Here is an 18,089-nt window from a genome sequence, read left to right as displayed (position 1 = left end):
AAATTAGCAAGTTTTTCTCCTCTTTTTTCCTGACTAGATTTTATTTTCGTTATTACTTTTTATCCTGTAACATTATGAATATAAAACCCTTCAAATTAGAAAGATACTATACTATTCATGAATTTTCTGCAAAGTATTCTCTTTGCAATTCTGATTGTGAGGCTATGACCATAAAGGAATTACTTTCTTTAGAAAAAGGAGCTACCGATAAGTTTCATAATTTATGGCTTGGGTATACAGAAACAAAAGGTCACCCTCGACTTAGAAAGGAAATCTCTAATATTTACACTAAAGTTACGTCAGAAGATGTATTAGTTTGCACAGGTGCACAAGAACCTATCTTCTTGTTTTCACAGGCAAATCTTAAGTCTCAAGACGAAATTATTGTACAATCGCCATGTTATCAGTCTTTACATTCTGTACCCGAAAGTATTGGGTGCAAAATTCAAAAATGGAACGTAAAGTACGTAAATAACATTCCGACATTTGATCTGGAAGAATTAAAAAAAATGGTGACTAGCAAAACTAAAGCCATATATCTTAATACACCTCATAATCCGACTGGTTTTCACTTTTCTAAAGAAGAGCAATTAGCTATTGTCGAAATAGCACGAACACACAACATCATTATTTTTTGTGATGAAGTTTACAGAGAATTAGAGCATAAATCTGAATATACTATTCCTGCATTTGCAGATATTTACGAAAATGGTGTTTCTGTTGGGGTGATGTCTAAAACATATGGATTACCTGGTTTAAGAATAGGCTGGATAGCTTCTCGAAATTCTAAAATCATAGAAAATATAGCTATTTTCAAAGAATATACAACTATTTGTAACGCTGGTCCAAGTGAATTTTTAGCCGAAGTAGCCCTTAGAAATAGAAATAAGATTTTGGAAAGAAATCTTAATATCGTTCATGAAAACTTACCTTTATTTGATCGTTTTTTTGAAACATATCAAGATTTATTTTCATGGTATAAACCAAATGCCGGTCCAATAGCTTTTGTAAAAATGAAGTTTGATACCGAAGACATGAATTTTGCTCAAACAGTATTACACAAACAAAGCGTTTTACTACTACCCAGTAGTATTTATGATCTTCAAGGTTATTTTAGAATAGGTTTCGGAAGAACAACAATACCTGAAGCACTTAAGCAATTTGAAGTATTTGTTATCCAAAATTTATTAAAAGCATGATAAACGTCTCTTTTGAACAGATACAATCTTTGATTGAAATACAAGATTTATTTGAACCTGTTAAACAATCATTTATTGACTATAATTCATCTCGTTTAATAGGTATACCTATACATCTATTACATTTCCCTAATAACTCAGATGCACATATAAAAACAGCAGCAATCGATGGTTATCCTTACTTTTCTATAAAAGTAGCTACAATGTTTCCTAATAACTTAAAACAAAATAAATCCCCTAATAATGGATCTATTTTTCTTTTTGATGCTAATACCGGAGAATTAAAAGCAATATTGGATGATAAAGGAACTTTAACCGATTTAAGAACAGCTGCTGCCGTTGGCATAATAACCAATGTTGTAGCATCACAACAATCAAATGCCGTTTCTGTTATCGGTACTGGTATCCAAGCGTATCATCAAGTTTTAGCCCTAAGTAAATTGAGAGTAATAACTAGTTTGGTGATCTACGGAAGAAATAAGAACAACGCAATTCTTCTAAAAAACAAATTAGAAAAAAAACTTCAAAACATCTCGATTACCATTGCTAATTCTGTTGAAGAAGCTGTAAAGACAACCACAATAATACTCACAACAACCTCTAGTAAAACTCCTTTAATAAAAGGAGAATGGTTACAAAAAGGACAACACATTACTGCCGTTGGTGCAGATGACACATTCAAAAAAGAGTTAGACATCGATTGTTTTAAAAAAGCCGATATGGTTTTTGTAGATAGTCTTGATTTAAACTCAAAATATGGAGAATATTCTACGGCACTTAAATCATTACCTCAACTCAAAAACAAAACAATAGAATTTGGAAAAGCATTTTCTGACAATACGTATTCTGGCGATAGTAATAAAATAACCATAGCAAAACTTGTAGGTTTAGGCACACAAGATTTAGCAGCAGCCACTTTAGTCATGAATAAGTTAGCTTAAAAACTGGCTCATTAATTAATTTTTATGAGCTGTACATAATCATTGTTTTTGGCACAAATAATAAAGTCCCCTTTAGAAGTTTTAACTGTAGCCATATCTTTAACATCATTAGGCGCATAGAAACCACTTTTGCTAGCATTAATTGGTTTAAAAGCCCCATCTCCTTTTCCTTTTAAAAATAAACCAATTCCGGCATCTGCTCTTGGAGTTTCTACTTCTGAACTATATAAATTACCCGCTAAAAGAGCATCTAGATTACCATCTTTATCAAAATCTTGCACTAAAATTTGATTAACACTTGATATTTGAGCTTCGACAGGTAATCGATGAATTTGAAATTTACCATCTTTATTTTCAAGATATATACTCGCAAAAGATTTTACTTGATAATGCAATGCATCTTCTAAATACTTTTTTGTATAAATATCTTCTAGAGTAGCATTAGAAAAAGAAGCATAGTTCTTGAATTTATTTTTAATCCCTGGCATTTGATCAGATGAACATTGTCTTCCTCTTACAGGAAATTTTTGACCATCGTTAAAATAACTTAGTACAATATCTTTGGTCATATTACTATCAAAATCATGATAATAGATATCAAAAGTCTCCTCTGCATTTGCTTGATATTTGTAGTTTAAACCCAAGTTTCCTATTATAAAGTCTTTATCACCATCATTATCAAAATCTCCTTCTTTACAACTAAACCACCAGCCAGTAGTATCCTGTAAACCCGTTTGCTCAGAAATATCAACAAAGTCTTTCCCTTTATTATTTTTAAATACTTTTATAGGCATCCATTCTCCTACTATAATAAGATCGATCCAATCATCCTTATCAAAATCGGTCCAGACAGCACTTGTTACCATTCCTAATTTGTAAAGTTCTGGTGCTTTTTTTAAGGTAACATCTATAAATTTTGCTATTCCATTTTTTGAAACATTTTCAAGTAAATAACTATTTGCTGGTAATGGGTAATTTCCAGGTGCTAAACGACCACCTATAAATACATCTAAATCCCCGTCCTTATCATAATCTTCGGCATACACTCTAGATCCGCTTGTAATCATTTTAGGCAAAGCAGAAGCTGATTTAAAAAACTCTCCCAAACCATTATTGATATATAATCTATCTTGAAGCAATTCTGAATCTTTACCATATTCGTTTCCTCCACTTACTATATAAAGATCATTGTCTCCATCATTATCTGCATCAAAAATAAGTGCGCCTAGATCCTCATATGCTTTATCATTGTTTATAGCGTTACTATCTTGTTTTTCGAATCCATTTTTTGTTTGATAATAAAGACCTCCGACATGTTTAGCGGCGCCTCCTATATAAAGATCATCTAAATCATCTCCGTTAAGATCCCCTACTGCTATACCAGGTCCAAAGGCAGAGGTTTTATGTGGTAATAAAATTTCTTTAGCAAAATCATCATATACATTCTCTTCATGTTTATGAGATAGCCTCAAGGAATCTGAAATAACAGTGGTAAAAACTTTTGTTACGTTATCTGTGGTTGTTTTTTTGATTAACGTTGCGTTTTTGTAATCTAATACGATTTGTTGATTTGATTGAATATTTTTAATTATTTGTTGCCTTTTATCTGGCCAAATGACTTTAAGTTCCGAAATCTCATTTTCTTTTTTCAAACCGAAATGAAGTTTCGGTGCTACAGAAGATTGAAACCCTCTGGTTAATGAGAGTTCTTGCATTTGCGTTTTTTCTGAAGTAGAAACATAGACTCTCGCTCCTATCCCGTATGGATTTTTTTCTTGACCTCTAAGTTTAATAGAAATGTAATTGTTAGCTGCTACATTTGTATTTTCAAAAACAGATGCATAATCATCAATATTATTGGTTACAATCTCAAGGTCACCATCATTATCTAAATCTACATATACACACCCATTAGAAAATCCTTTATACGATATCCCCCATAACGTATTAACCTTTTCAAAAGTTAAATCTCCTTTATTACGAAAGACGAAATTGTCGATTTTTTCTGAAGGAATGGCTAACGATCTTTCTAATAAGCTATCTCTTTTATTTCTTACTTTACTAAGTTGGTTAAAGTAATCCCTGTTATTAATTTCTCTTCTTGTACCATTAGAAATAAAAATATCTTTCCACCCGTCATTATCAAGATCTGCAAATAAGGGTCCCCAACTCCAGTCTGTGGATGAAACCCCTGCCAAACGAGATAAATTGCTAAAATCTGGAACATCATTTTTTAATACTCCCGAATTCATTTGTAAAGAGTTATGCATATATTGATAATGGAATCCTGAATTTACGGTACTCCAAAAAATAGCTGGATTCATACTTGCCATATTAGCTTTTGCTCGTCTGTTATTCTTTGCATCCATATCAACTTGCAAAATATCTAGTAACCCATCATTATTATAATCAGCAATATCTACACCCATACCATAAAATGAAGTCTGCTTGGTGGCCGTTTTAAGTACTTCTTTAAATGTTCCATCCTGATTATTCAAATACATATAATCTGGTGTACTAAAATCATTAGACACATAGATATCGGGCCACCCATCTTCATTTAAATCCCCTACGGTAGCACTTAGTGTAAGACCAAAAGAACGTACTCCAGACACATCTGTAACATCTATAAATCGATCTCCTTCATTTCTATATAATTTATCACTCTCAACATCTTTTACGGTATTCATTTTGAATAAATAATAATCATTAGGGGCACTAAAACGAGTAGGCGGATAATTGGCTACATAAAGATCTAAATCCCCATCTAGATCATAGTCAAAAAAAGTTCCTTGAACACTATTTCCTTTATCATCGACACCATATTCTGTTCCTTTTTCAGTAAATGTACTATCCCCATTATTTATATATAGAAGGTTGTTTTTTGGTTCACTTTTTCCTGCAACAGCGCAATAAATATCAAGATATCCATCTCCATTTACATCTGCCATTGTTACTCCTGTAAACCATTGTTTGCCTCCTGATACCTTAGCCTCTGCAGTAATATCCTTAAAAGTTAAATTCCCTTGATTTAAATACAACTTATTAGGAACCATATTTCCTGTAAAGAATATGTCTGTATAACCATCATTATTTATATCACCCACAGCTATACCACCGCCCATATAAAGGTAAGAATAGCTAAAGTAATTTATAGAATCATTTTCGGTAAGTGTATTTTGAAAATTGATTTTAGTTTGTTCTTTTGTAAGTCTTCTAAATTGCTTTTCTGAAGTTTTTAACTCATCCTGACATGACATGAGCATTGACAAACAAATACAACAAAGACTACTCAAAAACTTAAACTTTAACGACATACTATCGAATAATTAAGGTTAACTGTATTCATAAAATCAAATTAAAAAGAACAGAGCACAATCATGATACGCTCTGCTCTTTAACTAAAATAAATCAACTCTATTTACTTTAATATCCTGTATTTTGTTTGATAACTCCTTTACTTAAGTCAATAACAGATTGTGGGATCGGAAAAATCGACTTCGTATCTGCATATGTGGCAGAAGACAAATAACTTCTAAATTGTTCTCTAGTTAAGTATCCATTTAATACTTGGTCTGCTTTCTTGCGTCTTACCAAATCAAAAAAGCGATGTCCTTCTAAAGCTGTTTCTAATCTATATTCAAACAAAATAGCTTCTTGAGCAAAATCTATATCCGAAAACCCCCCATTGTCGGCATATAACCCAATAACATAATTAGCGGCATCTGTACCATCATCTCTTTTAACCCACCCTGCTGGGTTAGCTGCTCTTGCTCGGACTCTATCTACATACGTTACGGCTGTTCCCAAATCTCCTTCATCGGCAGCTATTTCTGCTCTCCATAGTAATACTTCTGAAAATCGAATGATATTTGTATTAATTGCGTTGACTGTTGTTGCCCAACCGGTTGCTGTATTTACCGTTCCTTGTTGATCTGCGCGATAAACTATTTTCTTTGAAACATAAGGACCGCCATTTGCAGGGTCTCTGGTCCATGCCAATCCTGGAAAATCACCCCAACCATTAAAAGGAATACCTTTTCTACCTACTGTCCAATCTAATCTAGGGTCTAGATTTCTAGTTTCTGAAACAAATGAATCATTATCTCTATTTCTTGGTATTGAGCTACCGTCTGTATCGGTTCCTATAATATCGCTGGGGTCTACGTTTTTAACATAGTTAGCAGGATCTGTAGGTAAATTTCTTATTAATGGTAATCCTGATGCATCTGTTAAATATGCATTTACCAAATCATGAGAGGGCTGAAAAAAGCCACAACACCCTGCGCCAATAGGACTATTATGGGGATGATTTAGGATATCGCCATAGTTACCATTACTACTATCGTTACTCCCGTCGTTTACTGCATACTGTACTGCAAAAACAGATTCTGTACTATTGTTTGTATCGGCATCAAAATTATCATGAAAAAATGTATTTAACGAGTAAGGACCTGAATTGATTACATCATCAAGTAAAGGTTTGGCAGCATCATAATCTAATTGATACATATGTGCTTTTGCTAAATAGACTTTTGCATTCCAAGAATTAGCACCTCCAACACGCCTACTTTCTTCTGGTAGATTATCTATGGCATATTGAAAATCAATTTCTATAGGCGTCCATACATCTACGTCAACATTTGTGATACTTTGAGTAATTGTTTCATCTACAAAAGGAATATTACCCCATATTTTTTTAGCTTCAAAATGATAATGTGCTCTCAGAAATCTTGCTTCTGCCATAAAATCATTTGCTTCTGCTGCTGTTATTGTTCCAGCTGCGATCCCTTTATTTATAGAATTGATAACTCCATTTGTTCGTGCTACTCCTTCAAAAACCGAAATCCATTTATAATCTACGTATGAGTTTTGAGGTGCTCCTGCATACGTTTCAAAAGCTGTTATTTCGGATTGGTCTCCTGCATCACTACCTTTGTAAGCATTATCCGAAGTAACTTCTCCATACACCCAATTTGATGGGGCTGCTCGCCATACATTTTCATTATCTCTATTTCCATCTAGCATTGCATATGCTGCAACAACTTGAGTTTCTATAAACGCCGCGTTTAATGGTACCTCATCACCTGAAATAGCAGATTGAACAGGTACATTTAACTCATCTTCACACGAGAAGAATACGATCGTAAAAACAGTTATTATTGTTATTATTTTTTTCATGATTATCTTTTTAAAATGAAACATTGAAGCCAAATATTATAGATCTATTTATTGGATAAACTCCACTATCCAAACCAATGGTTAGATTTGGATTAGTTCCTCCTACGTTTCTTAAATTTACTTCAGGATCAAGTCCAGTATAATCTGTTAATGTTATCAAATTTCTTCCTTGAAGATACCATCTGATTTTTTGAACACCTAATTTTTTTGATACTGCTTCTGGTATTGAATATCCTATTACTATATTTTTTAACCTTACATAAGAACCGTCTTCTATATAAAAGGAAGATTGGGCAGATTCTGCCAAAATAATATCGGCTTCGTTAGTTAATGCAGGTAAACCATTTTGAGTTACATAATTTATACTTTTGGCTCCTGGAAATGTATTGAAATCAGTGAAAAACTTCATGAAATTATATAAATCATTTCCTTGAGACCCTTGTAATAGTAGTGAAAAGTCAAAATTCTTATATGCTGCGTTAAAATTTAAGCCATAGGTAAAATCAGGGTGAGGGTTGCCAATAAACTGTTGTTCTCCATTATTAGCAAACTGCATTCTTCCATCGGGTCCTATCCCGGTAAAAACTTTTCCATAAAATGAAGCAAGAGGTTGACCTGCTTGGGTTCTATTGGGTAACTGATCTCTTACCCGATCTCCTTGAATAAAAGTATTAAGGTTTTCTTCATCCAAAAAAACAACTTCATTTTTATAAGACGATATATTAAAGCTAACATTATATGTAAAAGCATTAGTTTTAGGGTTACTATAGCCTAAACTTGCGTCAAATCCTTTGTTATTCATTTCTCCCAAGTTCTCTATCCTTCCGTTATTCTGCCCTAAAACAGTAGGATCATCAGGAACAAACAATAACATATCTTCAGTAGTGGCATTGTAATATTCAAGGTTAACATCTAAGGCATTAAACAATTTAGATGTAATACCGATATTAAAAGTAGTTGTCGTCTCCCATTCTAGATCAGGATTTCCTCTTGATCCCAATCCATATCCCACTGCTGAGACTTCGTTACTTGTAGGATAGGCAAAAAAATCGGTGTTTGCAGAAAAGGTATTTACTCTTGAGGTAGCATTAATAGATCCGTTATTGGCTGTGATACCATATCCTACTTTTAACATCAAATCATTAACTGCATTAGAATCTTCTAGAAAACTCTCATTTGTCACTCTCCAACCGGCACTAAACGATGGAAACACGCCATCTCTATTACCTTTACTAAATATTGAAGAACTATCGTAACGCACTGTTGCGCTTAATAAGTATCTATCTTTTAATTTATAATCTGCTTTACCAAATGCTGAAAAGTATGATGTAATAAATCCGTTTCCGAAACCACCGTAAGAAGTTGTGCCCAGATCCAGGTACCGAATATCGACTACATCATCAAAAATAAAACCACCTCTATTTGCTCCGAAATTTCTAAATTTTTGTTTGTTAAATTCTGTACCTGTTAATATATCTATTGTGTGTTCACCAAAAGTCTTGGTATATGTTAAGGTATTAAACCATGTATAGGTGGTCGCGAATGATGATGATTCTGTTAGCAAATTATTTGTTGGTGATTCACCTTCTACAGATGCAGGTTCAAAATTTGTAGTGTTTATTGATTCAAGATCAAATCCTAGATTTGATTTAAACGTTAAGCCTTGGACAACATCAAATTCTCCATAAAAATTACCTAACGCACGTAAGGTAAGAATAGCATTATCTTTATTTCTATCTGCAATAGCAATCGGATTTTTTCCATTTCCTAAACCACCTACTCCTGATCCTGCAAAATTACCTCCTATATCTCTAACTGGTATTAGAGGGTTGATTCGATACAATGACGCAATTGTTCCATCATCAACATCTACCCCAGGAGGTATTGTTTGTTCTGCATAAGAAATAGTTACATTTTCTCCTATTCTAAATCTATCTGTAACGTTAAAAGAAGAGTTTGCTCGTAAGGTATATCTTAAAAAATCGGTCTCATAAGCAACTCCTTCTTGATCTAAAGCACTAAGCGACATAAATGCTCTAGAATTTTCTGATCCTCCTGATGCGCTTATATTAAAATTTTTAATGGTAGCTGCATTAAAATATTCGTCAAACCAATCTGTCCCTTGCGAGTTTGCTCTTGTGATTCTATTATCAGGAAAGTTATATGAACTTTCATCTGCTGTTTGGGCTCCTTGCGGAAATAAATAAACAGGTATTAATGGGCTAGCGCCGTTTCCATATTGTTGATTACTTGGTGTTGTACCATCATTTGTCGCTGCCTGCCAAATTGCATCAGCTAATTGTTGTGGTGAGGCTAAATCGGGAAATACACTGTTTGGAATAAAATCGACACCTACATAGGCATTAGCCGAAAAGTTAATTTTTGAGTTTCTTTTTCCACTTTTAGTGGTTATAATAATAACACCATTTGCAGCTCGGTTTCCGTAAATAGCTGCAGAAGAAGCATCTTTTAACACCTGAACTGATTCAATATCATTTGGGTTTATATCTGTAAGTCCAGCTCCAGTTGGAGTACCATCAATTATATATAATGGGTCATTACCATTTATCGTTCCATACCCCCGAATACGAACTACTGCACCTTGACCAGGACCTCCTTGATTACCGACAACCACCCCAGAACTTTGCCCTTGCAAGGCTTCTTCTACGTTTAACGGCGAAGTAGCTTCTAGATCTTCAGCTTTCACTATAGAAACAGATCCAGTAATATCTCTAGTACTCTGGGTTGAATATCCTGTGACTACAACTTCTGCTAGCGCACTAGCTTCTTCTGTCATTGTAATATTTATAGAAATTTGATCTCCTACAAGAACAGTTTGTGAAGTAAACCCGAGTGAACTAAAAACTAAGGTTTCTGAACTTGATACTTCTATAGTAAACTTACCATCAAAATCTGTAGTAGTACCCCGATTGGTATCTTTGACAAGTACATTAGCACCCAAAATAGGAGTGCCTTTATCATCTGTTACAGTACCAGTCACTATTTTCTGTGACCAGCCTAGTTGTATCACCCCTAAAAACAGGGTGATTAATAAAAGTTTGGTTTTGGACATAAGAGTATATTTAGTTAATTAATTTTTAAGTCAGTATCGGTATAGAATCATCATTTTCTATGGTTTATTTTAGTTTTCTTATCATCTCTATACAGGCTCTGGTATTATGATAAGGACATTTCCAGGGGCCTACTTTATTTTCGTTTTGGTAGGATACACCGTGACGATCTACCCTAAAATACCATTCTCCATTATCGAAGTCTATAATATATCGTTCTATAAATGCCCAAACTTTATTTGCTATAGCTAGGTATTTTTTATCGTTGGTTATTTCCCATACATATAGTAATCCTACAATTGCCTCTGCTTGCGGCCACCAATGCTTATCAAAATCAAGTTTATTAGTCTTTTGATTAATGGCATTAAACACCCCAAAATCCTGATCTATTGCTTCTTCTAAAAAAGTATCTACAATTTTTAAAGCTAGTATTTCAGTTTTTTTGATATAACTAAGATCATTTAATTGTTTTGATGCATTTAGCAATAACCAAGCAGCTTCTATATCATGTCCAAATGAAGTTTCGTGTGAGAGATTTTTCCAGTCTTTTGAAAAGAATAACTTAAAATGATTGTTTTCTGAAACAAACTGATCTAAAAATAAATCTATAAGTGCCTTTAAAGCTTTTTCTACTTTGCTATTATTAGTAACTTCAAAAAGTGTCGTATATGCTTCTAGAATATGCAAATGCGTATTCATTGTTTTTGGTGCATTAAGGTCTTTATCGCTTAAGCGCATATCTTGTAAAGAGCCCCAATTTTTTTCAAAAGCTTCTATATACCCATCAAACTCTTGATCTTTTGTTTTTTCTTCAACTAATTCAAACAAATCAAAGGCCCATTCTAACACTTCCTTTTTATTGCAATACTTATAATATTCTGCAAGACTATAAATTGTAAAGGCCTGCGCATATGTCTGTTTTTTTGTTTCTAGAGGTTCTCCTAAATAGTTAACTTTCCAGTATACCCCACCATTATTATTATCACGAAAACAACTCTGTAAATATTGGTATGCCGTAATGCACTCTACTTTATACGCATCATTTTGATAATGATTTGATGCGGCAGAAAATGTCCAAAGAATTCTAGAATTAAGAATAATTCCTTTAGATGATTTATCTATAACTTGATTAAAATGATCAATCCTACCTAAATATCCTCCATGTTTTTTATCGATAGTATTCGTTTTCCAATAATTTAGAATATTAGCTAACTCATGTGTAACGCTATGTAGAAATTCCTGATTCACTAGTACAATCCTTTATTCTTTTCAATTAAATGATGTATTACTTTCACAGATTCTTTACTAGATAAACCATCCTGAGGTGTATTCATACAATAATCAACTAGCCTTTCTACTGTAGATACAGCGACATGCATTCTAACATCTGATGAGGCATAGTAAATAAATACTGTTCCGTCTGGATCTTGAATCCAACCATTTGAGAACAAAACATTTCCTACATCCCCTATGATTTCATTCTCATTAGGAGCCATAAAATAACCTCCCGGGCGATAAATTACTTCGCCAATATCATGTAAAGCAGTCATAAACAAATAGAGTACATAACGTAAACCTGATGCAGTACTACGCACTCCATGAGCTAGGTGCAACCATCCTTTTTCTGTTTTTAGAGGAGCAGGACCCAATCCATTTTTTAGTTCATAAACCGTATGGAAAACTTTATTGAAAATGACTTTTTCTTCTTTTATGACTGCATTTTCCATTGATTTAGTATACCCTAAACCGATACCACCACCATTTCCTGTTTCTATAAATCCATCCTGTGGTCTTGTATATAACGCATATTCTCCGTTTACGAACTCAGGATGTAACACTACATTACGTTGTTGATTAGAAGGTGTTATAAGATCTGGAAGTCTCTCCCAGTTAATAAGATCTTTTGTACGTGCAATCCCTGCATTTGCAATCGCTCCTGATAAATTGTTCGCTTTAGCACAAGAGTCTTTTCTCTCTGTACAAAAAATCCCATATATCCAACCATCTTCATGATTTGTAAGACGCATATCATAGAGATTAACATCAGGGGTTTCGGTCTCTGGCATTACTACCGGTTTATCCCAAAATCTAAAATTATCTATTCCGTTGGGGCTTTCTGCAATTGCAAAAAAAGATTTTCGATCATACCCTTCTACTCGTACACATAATAAATAATTACCTTTCCATTTTATGGCTCCAGAGTTAAAAGTAGCGTTTACACCTATTCGTTCTATAAAAAAGGGATTCGTTTGAACATTTAAATCATATCGCCAATGTAAAGGAGCGTGATCGGCAGTAAGTACCGGAAATTCATATCTTTTATAAATTCCATTATGGCGCGCTACTGCTTTGTTTCTTCTATTTAATAGTATTTCATGCTCTTTAAAAAGAGTATCGAAAATAGTGACTCCAGACTGTATATTTCTATTATCAATCATTTGATTACTTAATATTAAATTTCTTGATTTCGTTTATTTGTTAATTCTTTATTTATTTTTAACATGAATACATCATCCAATGTATAAAACCATATAAAAATTGCTGAAAGCAATGCTCCTATTGCAGGCATAAAACTGAGCATCATTCTGATTCCTATTTTTGCTTCTTCTGTTTGTATCGCATTAGCTTCAAATCCGTAAAATGCTAACATCCATCCAGTCAAGGCTCCCCCAAGTGTCCAACCCATTTTTTGAGACATTGAAGAAGATGAAAATATAAGTCCTGTAGCTCTACGCCCTGTTTTCCACTCTGAATAATCGGCTATATCCGCATACATTGACCATAGCAGCGGAAAAACAATTCCTGCGCAAACACTAATAAAGAATTGAAAAATGAATATTAATATCAGGTCATTTTCTTTAAACCAAAAAAAGATGCAACTTAAAATAGTGGCAATGAACATTGCTATAAAAAAAGTGTTTTTCTTTCCTATTCTATCAGAGATTATTTTTGCCATTAGTACACCCACAATATTAGCTACTTGTCCAAGAACCAAATACAGTGTACTAAATGTTATCGAAAGTTCTATTAATGGTAATTTAAAGGCTTCTTGATGTTCAAAAAAATATTTAAAATAATAAATTGTTGATCCATCTCTTAGAGAATTAAAGATTAAAGAACAAACACCTGCTCCTAAAAGTACAAACCAAGGTTTATTGGTCGCTAAGTTTTTTAAGTCAGCTTTTAATGAAGTTTTCTGCTCTTTCGGAGGTTTTATGCGTTCTTTGGTTAAGTAAAAGGTTCCTAAAAAAAAGAGTATTGCAATTATAGAAAATACTATCATCGTAAATTGCCAACCTTGTTGTGCATTATTACTTTTTGCATTTGTATTACTAAAAAACTCGACTAATGGTTCTGCTAGGGCTAATACTAAAATACTGCCGGCAAATGCGAAAATAAATCTATAAGTTGCTAATGAAGTACGGTCTTTTAAATCCGAAGTCATAACACCTAGTAATGATGCATAAGGGACATTTATAGCCGTATATATAATCATCATTAAACAATATGTAGTATAGGCATAAATTACCTTGCCGGTCATACTTAGGTTTGGAGTTGTAAATGTTAACACCCCAATAATTCCAAAAGGCACTGCTACCCATAACAAGTATGGTCTAAATTTACCCCATTTTGTATTCGTTCTATCTGCTATAATACCCATGATCGGGTCGTTGGCGCCATCAAAGATTCTGGTAATTAAAAACATTGTTCCCACAACAGCTGCAGAAATACCAAAAACATCTGTATAAAAAAATAGTAAATAAACCGAGAACATTTTCCAGAACATTGAGGATGCAAAATCACCAAACCCATATCCTATTTTTTCCTTGTATTTTAATTTTTGAGTTTTTAATTGTTTCATATATAATATCTTGATTATAAAATGCTATTTCACTTTTTTTATATCTTCTAAAAAAAGAACATGAGATAAGTTTTTAAAAGCTTTAAAATCACTAGCATTCTTATGACCTGGATAGGGTACAAAATAATGGCTTGGCCATGCATTTCTCCAGAATAAAGCCCAAGAAATTCCTGTGTTTGCAATATGTTTATCTAAAACATCAACCCACCAATTGGTTACTGCTACTTTATTTAATCCTGCTTCTGACAAAACAAAGGGTTTGTTTTTTTCAAGAGCAATATTTTTAACTACTGCAATATCTTCTGTAATGGCTTTAATAAAATCTTCGGTAGTGGTGTGCTGATAAATATCGATACCAAGTATATCTACATATTCATCTCCCGGGTAATATTTTAAATAGTCAGCTTTATCTTTTAGCTTATTAGGAGAATAAGCAAATAAAACATTATTTACTTTATATGTTTTCAGTTGTTTTACTGTTTCTATCCAAAGCTGTCTATATTGTTGCGGACTACAACTATCTTTCCCCCACCAAAACCAACTGCCATTCATTTCATGATAAGGTCTAAATACTACAGGAATTTTTTGACCCCATGAGGTTCTTAAATGATTTAAAAAGTTTGCCACTTTTAAGAGCCAATCTTTATATTTAGCATGAAGAACACCACCAGAGAGTATATCCTCTACCGCTGGTATTGTGTCCCATGCGCTTTTACCCGAAACAGGATTATTTGGATGCCAACTTATTGTGATAATACCTCCTTTTTTATGAGCCTTCCGAATAAGTTTTTTCATCATTTTAAAATTAACAGTATCCAGATTAAAAGCATGTCCTAACTCTATATGACCTATCTCAAATCCATAAACGGCAGGATAATCTCCTGTAACATCATAAACATCACTTTGATATTGCTTTCCATTGTTTTTCCATCCTATTCCGTAAGCAGTTGCGTCCTGATGACCAAAAGCATATCCCTGTTTAGGGATCATCTTAATTTTATTAAATAAAAACCTGGCATGTCTACTGGCATGAGTATCTACTAAAGTTGTTTCTTTTTTTAATAAAGCACTATTCGATTTACAAGATTGAAGAAAAAACAAAAGTGATACTATTTTAACAAAAAGCAACATTGAACTGAAATTCAACAGGTTATAAGCATCACGAAATTTAATTAACATTTGTAAAAATATTTTTTAGTTTTAAGAGTTTGTAAAAAATATTAACTTTATTCGTAAAATATTGTCATTTTTTGTGAATTATATTTTATGATTTGCTAAATTCTTAACAATGACAAATGTAGCTCCTGAAGTATTTAGAAATTAATACTATTTTATCATTTTATATACTAATTCTTACGTCATGACCTTGTTAGAACAAAACATACATAGAGAAATTACTCCGTTAACACCTAAAGATTGTTTTCTTGTTTTTGATAGAATTAAGGATAGTTTTGACTTTCCTATACATTTTCATCCAGAATATGAACTTAATTTTATTTATAATGGAAAAGGGGTTAAGCGAATCATTGGCGATCATATCGCAGAGATCGATGATATTGAACTAGTACTTGTGGGACCAAATCTTCTTCATGGTTGGACATTAAATAATTGTATTGAAAAAAAAATACATGAAATAACTATTCAATTTCATAATGATTTATTTCAGGAAAAACTACTAAGTAGGTCTATTATGAAACCGATTCAGGATATGTTTGAAAATTCTACTCATGGAATATTATTTTCTAAAGCAACTGCTCAAGAATTGTGTCCTAAAATCAAAAATATCATGAATCTACATGGATTAGATTATTTTCTTTCGCTGATTTCTCTTTTACATGCATTAGCAATTTCTAAAGGACAAAAAACATTATCAACATATTCTCCAGTAAAAGAAGATTTTCATAATAGTGATAAGATAAAAGTCGTTTATGATTATTTACAGAAAAACTTTCATCAAAAAATTAAAGTACAAGATCTGGCATCATTAGTTAATATGACAGAGGTTACCTTTGGAAGATTTATGAAGAGTAGAACCGGAAAAACTTTTGTTGAGTATCTAAACGATATGCGCATAGGTTTTGCAGCTCAATGGTTATTAGAGAAAGATACCTCTATTGCCGAAATAGCTTACAATTGTGGTTTTAATAATGTATCTAATTTTAATCGCGTATTTAAAACCAATAAAGGATGTACTCCTTCTGAGTATAAAAAGGATTTTGAAGGTGTAAAACGTGTATTTTGATACGAACAATATTTGGTATTATTCTCTAAATCTTTTTCATTTTATTAATAAAGAATTATTACAAACCTCTACTACTATTAAAACACCCTATCTTGATTTTACAAAGTTAAAAACACATAACTACACCTTTTAAGGCAAAATATTTACTCCTTTACGACACCAAAAATAAAAAGTGCAATTTTTTGCGTTTTTTTTGTACTCATAGATCTTCTCTTTGCTCATACATTTGTAATATTCTTATAACTAACATATTATAAGACATTAAAATTATAGAGTATGGATATTAAATCTTTAGTAAAAGATCTAGATACATTGGTATCTCAAGGTTTTATGATAGCTGCTGTTGAGCAATTCTTTGCTGATAATGTAATCACTCTAGATTATAAAGGAGTGCGAACCAACAATAAAGTGCAAGCATTAGAAAAAATGCAAGCGATCACAGACGCTGTTGGTAAAATTAATAGCATCACGCATCATTCAACCATTACAGATGGGAATGTTTCTATTTCAGAGTTTACTTTCGATTTTAATCTTACAAGAAACAATACTATTTATTGGCACGAGATTATATATCGAATCTGGAATGATAAAGGTCTAGTCATCAAGGAAAAATATTTTAACTCACATAAAACAAAAATTTAATAATATAAAACTAGAAACTATGAAATTTGTAACTAAAAGAATACATGCATTCTTAGATTACCCAGTAGCTATTTCTTTAATGGCACTACCATTCCTATTAGGATTAGGAAGTTCAAATCCACTTGCTTTGCAATTATCTGTTGCTACAGGCATAGCAGCTTTTATTTTAACCTTGCTTACTAATCATCATTTAGGAGCGCTACGCGTAATACCTTATAAAGTACATCTAATTGTAGATTTCTTGGTAGGTGTAGTTTTTGTGGTAGCACCTTTCCTTTTAAGTTTTGAAGGGATAGATGCATATTACTATTGGATTATTGGTGCAACTGTGTTATTGGTGGTAAACCTTCATAAGGGTGATCCTGTGACTGCATAATAATTGTAATACGAATATTATGAATAGAATAGCGAGTTTTTAGTACTGGTAATGATATAAGAAAACATCATGTAAATTACTAAAAACAGTATCATAAAACTTATTTGAAAAGGGTATGGATTTAAAATCCATACCCTTTTTCTATTGAATTAATTTCAAGTTTAACTCTAGAAATATATAGCTGATTATTTGATCTTACTAAGCCCCTATTTTCAGCGTTTTTTTAATCCAGAAAGTACAATTTTTTGCGTTTTTTTTGTAGGTCAAAACCCTTATTCCTCCTCTAACTTTGCCCCTATAATTAAAACATTAATCTTATAACAATTACAAAATGGATATTAAATCAAAAGTTGCAGAAATGGACAGTGTAGTATCAACAGGAGCTATAGTAGACGCAGTTCAACAATTTTTTGCAGACAACGCTTCAACATCAGACTATAATGGCGGAACAACTACTAACAAAGAACAAATGGTTCAAAAAATGGAAGGATTTGCCGGTGCAATTGCACAAGTAAACGGAATTACTCATCATGCTACTATAGTTGATGGTAATGAATCTGCCTCAGAGTTCACCT

The 18,089-nt window shown here is 32.7% G+C and carries 13 protein-coding genes; 6 read left to right on the top strand and 7 right to left on the bottom strand.

Going from position 1 to position 18,089, the window contains the following annotated elements; translation table 11 throughout:
• Positions 1-74: 74 nt before the first annotated feature.
• Positions 75-1,199: an aminotransferase class I/II-fold pyridoxal phosphate-dependent enzyme gene (locus AWE51_RS14940; protein ID WP_066314842.1), complete on the top strand. Its 1,125-nt coding sequence runs from the start codon at positions 75-77 to the stop codon at positions 1,197-1,199.
• Positions 1,196-2,140: an ornithine cyclodeaminase family protein gene (locus AWE51_RS14935; protein ID WP_066314841.1), complete on the top strand. Its 945-nt coding sequence runs from the start codon at positions 1,196-1,198 to the stop codon at positions 2,138-2,140. Before AWE51_RS14940 ends, AWE51_RS14935 begins: the two co-directional genes overlap by 4 nt.
• An 11-nt stretch (positions 2,141-2,151) precedes the next feature.
• On the opposite strand, the gene AWE51_RS14930 is transcribed toward AWE51_RS14935, so the two are convergent.
• The 7 genes from AWE51_RS14930 to AWE51_RS14900 all read right to left on the bottom strand — a co-directional run bounded on the left by AWE51_RS14930 (position 2,152) and on the right by AWE51_RS14900 (position 15,385).
• Positions 2,152-5,400 carry a VCBS repeat-containing protein gene (locus tag AWE51_RS14930; RefSeq protein ID WP_232517392.1) on the bottom strand — a complete coding sequence of 1,083 codons (3,249 nt, stop codon included), beginning with the start codon at positions 5,398-5,400 and terminating at the stop codon, positions 2,152-2,154.
• Between the two features lie 166 nt (positions 5,401-5,566).
• Positions 5,567-7,321, bottom strand: coding sequence for a RagB/SusD family nutrient uptake outer membrane protein (locus tag AWE51_RS14925; RefSeq protein WP_066314866.1), 1,755 nt, complete (start codon positions 7,319-7,321; stop codon positions 5,567-5,569).
• A gap of 10 nt (positions 7,322-7,331) precedes the next feature.
• Positions 7,332-10,394, bottom strand: coding sequence for a SusC/RagA family TonB-linked outer membrane protein (locus AWE51_RS14920; protein ID WP_082832460.1), 3,063 nt, complete (start codon positions 10,392-10,394; stop codon positions 7,332-7,334).
• Positions 10,395-10,458: 64 nt separating this feature from the next.
• On the bottom strand, positions 10,459-11,640 hold the full coding sequence (locus AWE51_RS14915) for an AGE family epimerase/isomerase (protein ID WP_066314839.1): 1,182 nt from the start codon (positions 11,638-11,640) through the stop codon (positions 10,459-10,461).
• A complete protein-coding gene (locus AWE51_RS14910; protein ID WP_066314835.1) occupies positions 11,640-12,830 on the bottom strand; it encodes a glycoside hydrolase family 130 protein in 1,191 nt (396 codons plus the stop codon). Before AWE51_RS14910 ends, AWE51_RS14915 begins: the two co-directional genes overlap by 1 nt.
• Positions 12,831-12,844: 14 nt before the next feature.
• Positions 12,845-14,254: an MFS transporter gene (locus tag AWE51_RS14905; protein ID WP_066314833.1), complete on the bottom strand. Its 1,410-nt coding sequence runs from the start codon at positions 14,252-14,254 to the stop codon at positions 12,845-12,847.
• A gap of 24 nt (positions 14,255-14,278) precedes the next feature.
• Complete coding sequence (locus tag AWE51_RS14900) at positions 14,279-15,385, bottom strand: glycoside hydrolase family 26 protein (RefSeq protein WP_066314864.1); 1,107 nt, start codon at positions 15,383-15,385, stop codon at positions 14,279-14,281.
• A 229-nt stretch (positions 15,386-15,614) separates the two neighbouring features.
• On the opposite strand from AWE51_RS14900, the gene AWE51_RS14895 reads away from it, so the two are divergent.
• From AWE51_RS14895 to AWE51_RS14880, 4 genes are all read left to right on the top strand, one after another.
• The gene (locus AWE51_RS14895) at positions 15,615-16,496 is read left to right on the top strand and encodes an AraC family transcriptional regulator (protein WP_066314831.1); all 882 of its coding nucleotides are present in this window, start codon (positions 15,615-15,617) and stop codon (positions 16,494-16,496) included.
• A gap of 276 nt (positions 16,497-16,772) precedes the next feature.
• Positions 16,773-17,138: a hypothetical protein gene (locus AWE51_RS14890; RefSeq protein WP_066314828.1), complete on the top strand. Its 366-nt coding sequence runs from the start codon at positions 16,773-16,775 to the stop codon at positions 17,136-17,138.
• A 19-nt stretch (positions 17,139-17,157) separates the two neighbouring features.
• The gene (locus tag AWE51_RS14885) at positions 17,158-17,514 is read left to right on the top strand and encodes an SPW repeat domain-containing protein (RefSeq protein ID WP_066314827.1); all 357 of its coding nucleotides are present in this window, start codon (positions 17,158-17,160) and stop codon (positions 17,512-17,514) included.
• Between the two features lie 331 nt (positions 17,515-17,845).
• Positions 17,846-18,089: hypothetical protein (locus AWE51_RS14880; protein WP_066314824.1), on the top strand; the 244-nt coding region annotated here is incomplete at its 3' end.

It is taken from the genome of Aquimarina aggregata, from assembly GCF_001632745.1.
GTDB lineage: Bacteria > Bacteroidota > Bacteroidia > Flavobacteriales > Flavobacteriaceae > Aquimarina > Aquimarina aggregata.
The sequence above is the reverse complement of the archived record's forward strand: the minus strand, read 5'-3'. Positions and strand labels throughout refer to the sequence as shown.

Coding starts and splice junctions, on each gene's coding strand:
- AWE51_RS14940 (WP_066314842.1), top strand. CDS start 75: ATGAATATAAAACCCTTCAAATTAGAAAGATACTATACTATTCATGAA.
- AWE51_RS14935 (WP_066314841.1), top strand. CDS start 1,196: ATGATAAACGTCTCTTTTGAACAGATACAATCTTTGATTGAAATACAA.
- AWE51_RS14930 (WP_232517392.1), bottom strand. CDS start 5,400: ATGTCATGTCAGGATGAGTTAAAAACTTCAGAAAAGCAATTTAGAAGA.
- AWE51_RS14925 (WP_066314866.1), bottom strand. CDS start 7,321: ATGAAAAAAATAATAACAATAATAACTGTTTTTACGATCGTATTCTTC.
- AWE51_RS14920 (WP_082832460.1), bottom strand. CDS start 10,394: ATGTCCAAAACCAAACTTTTATTAATCACCCTGTTTTTAGGGGTGATA.
- AWE51_RS14910 (WP_066314835.1), bottom strand. CDS start 12,830: ATGATTGATAATAGAAATATACAGTCTGGAGTCACTATTTTCGATACT.
- AWE51_RS14905 (WP_066314833.1), bottom strand. CDS start 14,254: ATGAAACAATTAAAAACTCAAAAATTAAAATACAAGGAAAAAATAGGA.
- AWE51_RS14900 (WP_066314864.1), bottom strand. CDS start 15,385: ATGTTGCTTTTTGTTAAAATAGTATCACTTTTGTTTTTTCTTCAATCT.
- AWE51_RS14895 (WP_066314831.1), top strand. CDS start 15,615: ATGACCTTGTTAGAACAAAACATACATAGAGAAATTACTCCGTTAACA.
- AWE51_RS14890 (WP_066314828.1), top strand. CDS start 16,773: ATGGATATTAAATCTTTAGTAAAAGATCTAGATACATTGGTATCTCAA.
- AWE51_RS14885 (WP_066314827.1), top strand. CDS start 17,158: ATGAAATTTGTAACTAAAAGAATACATGCATTCTTAGATTACCCAGTA.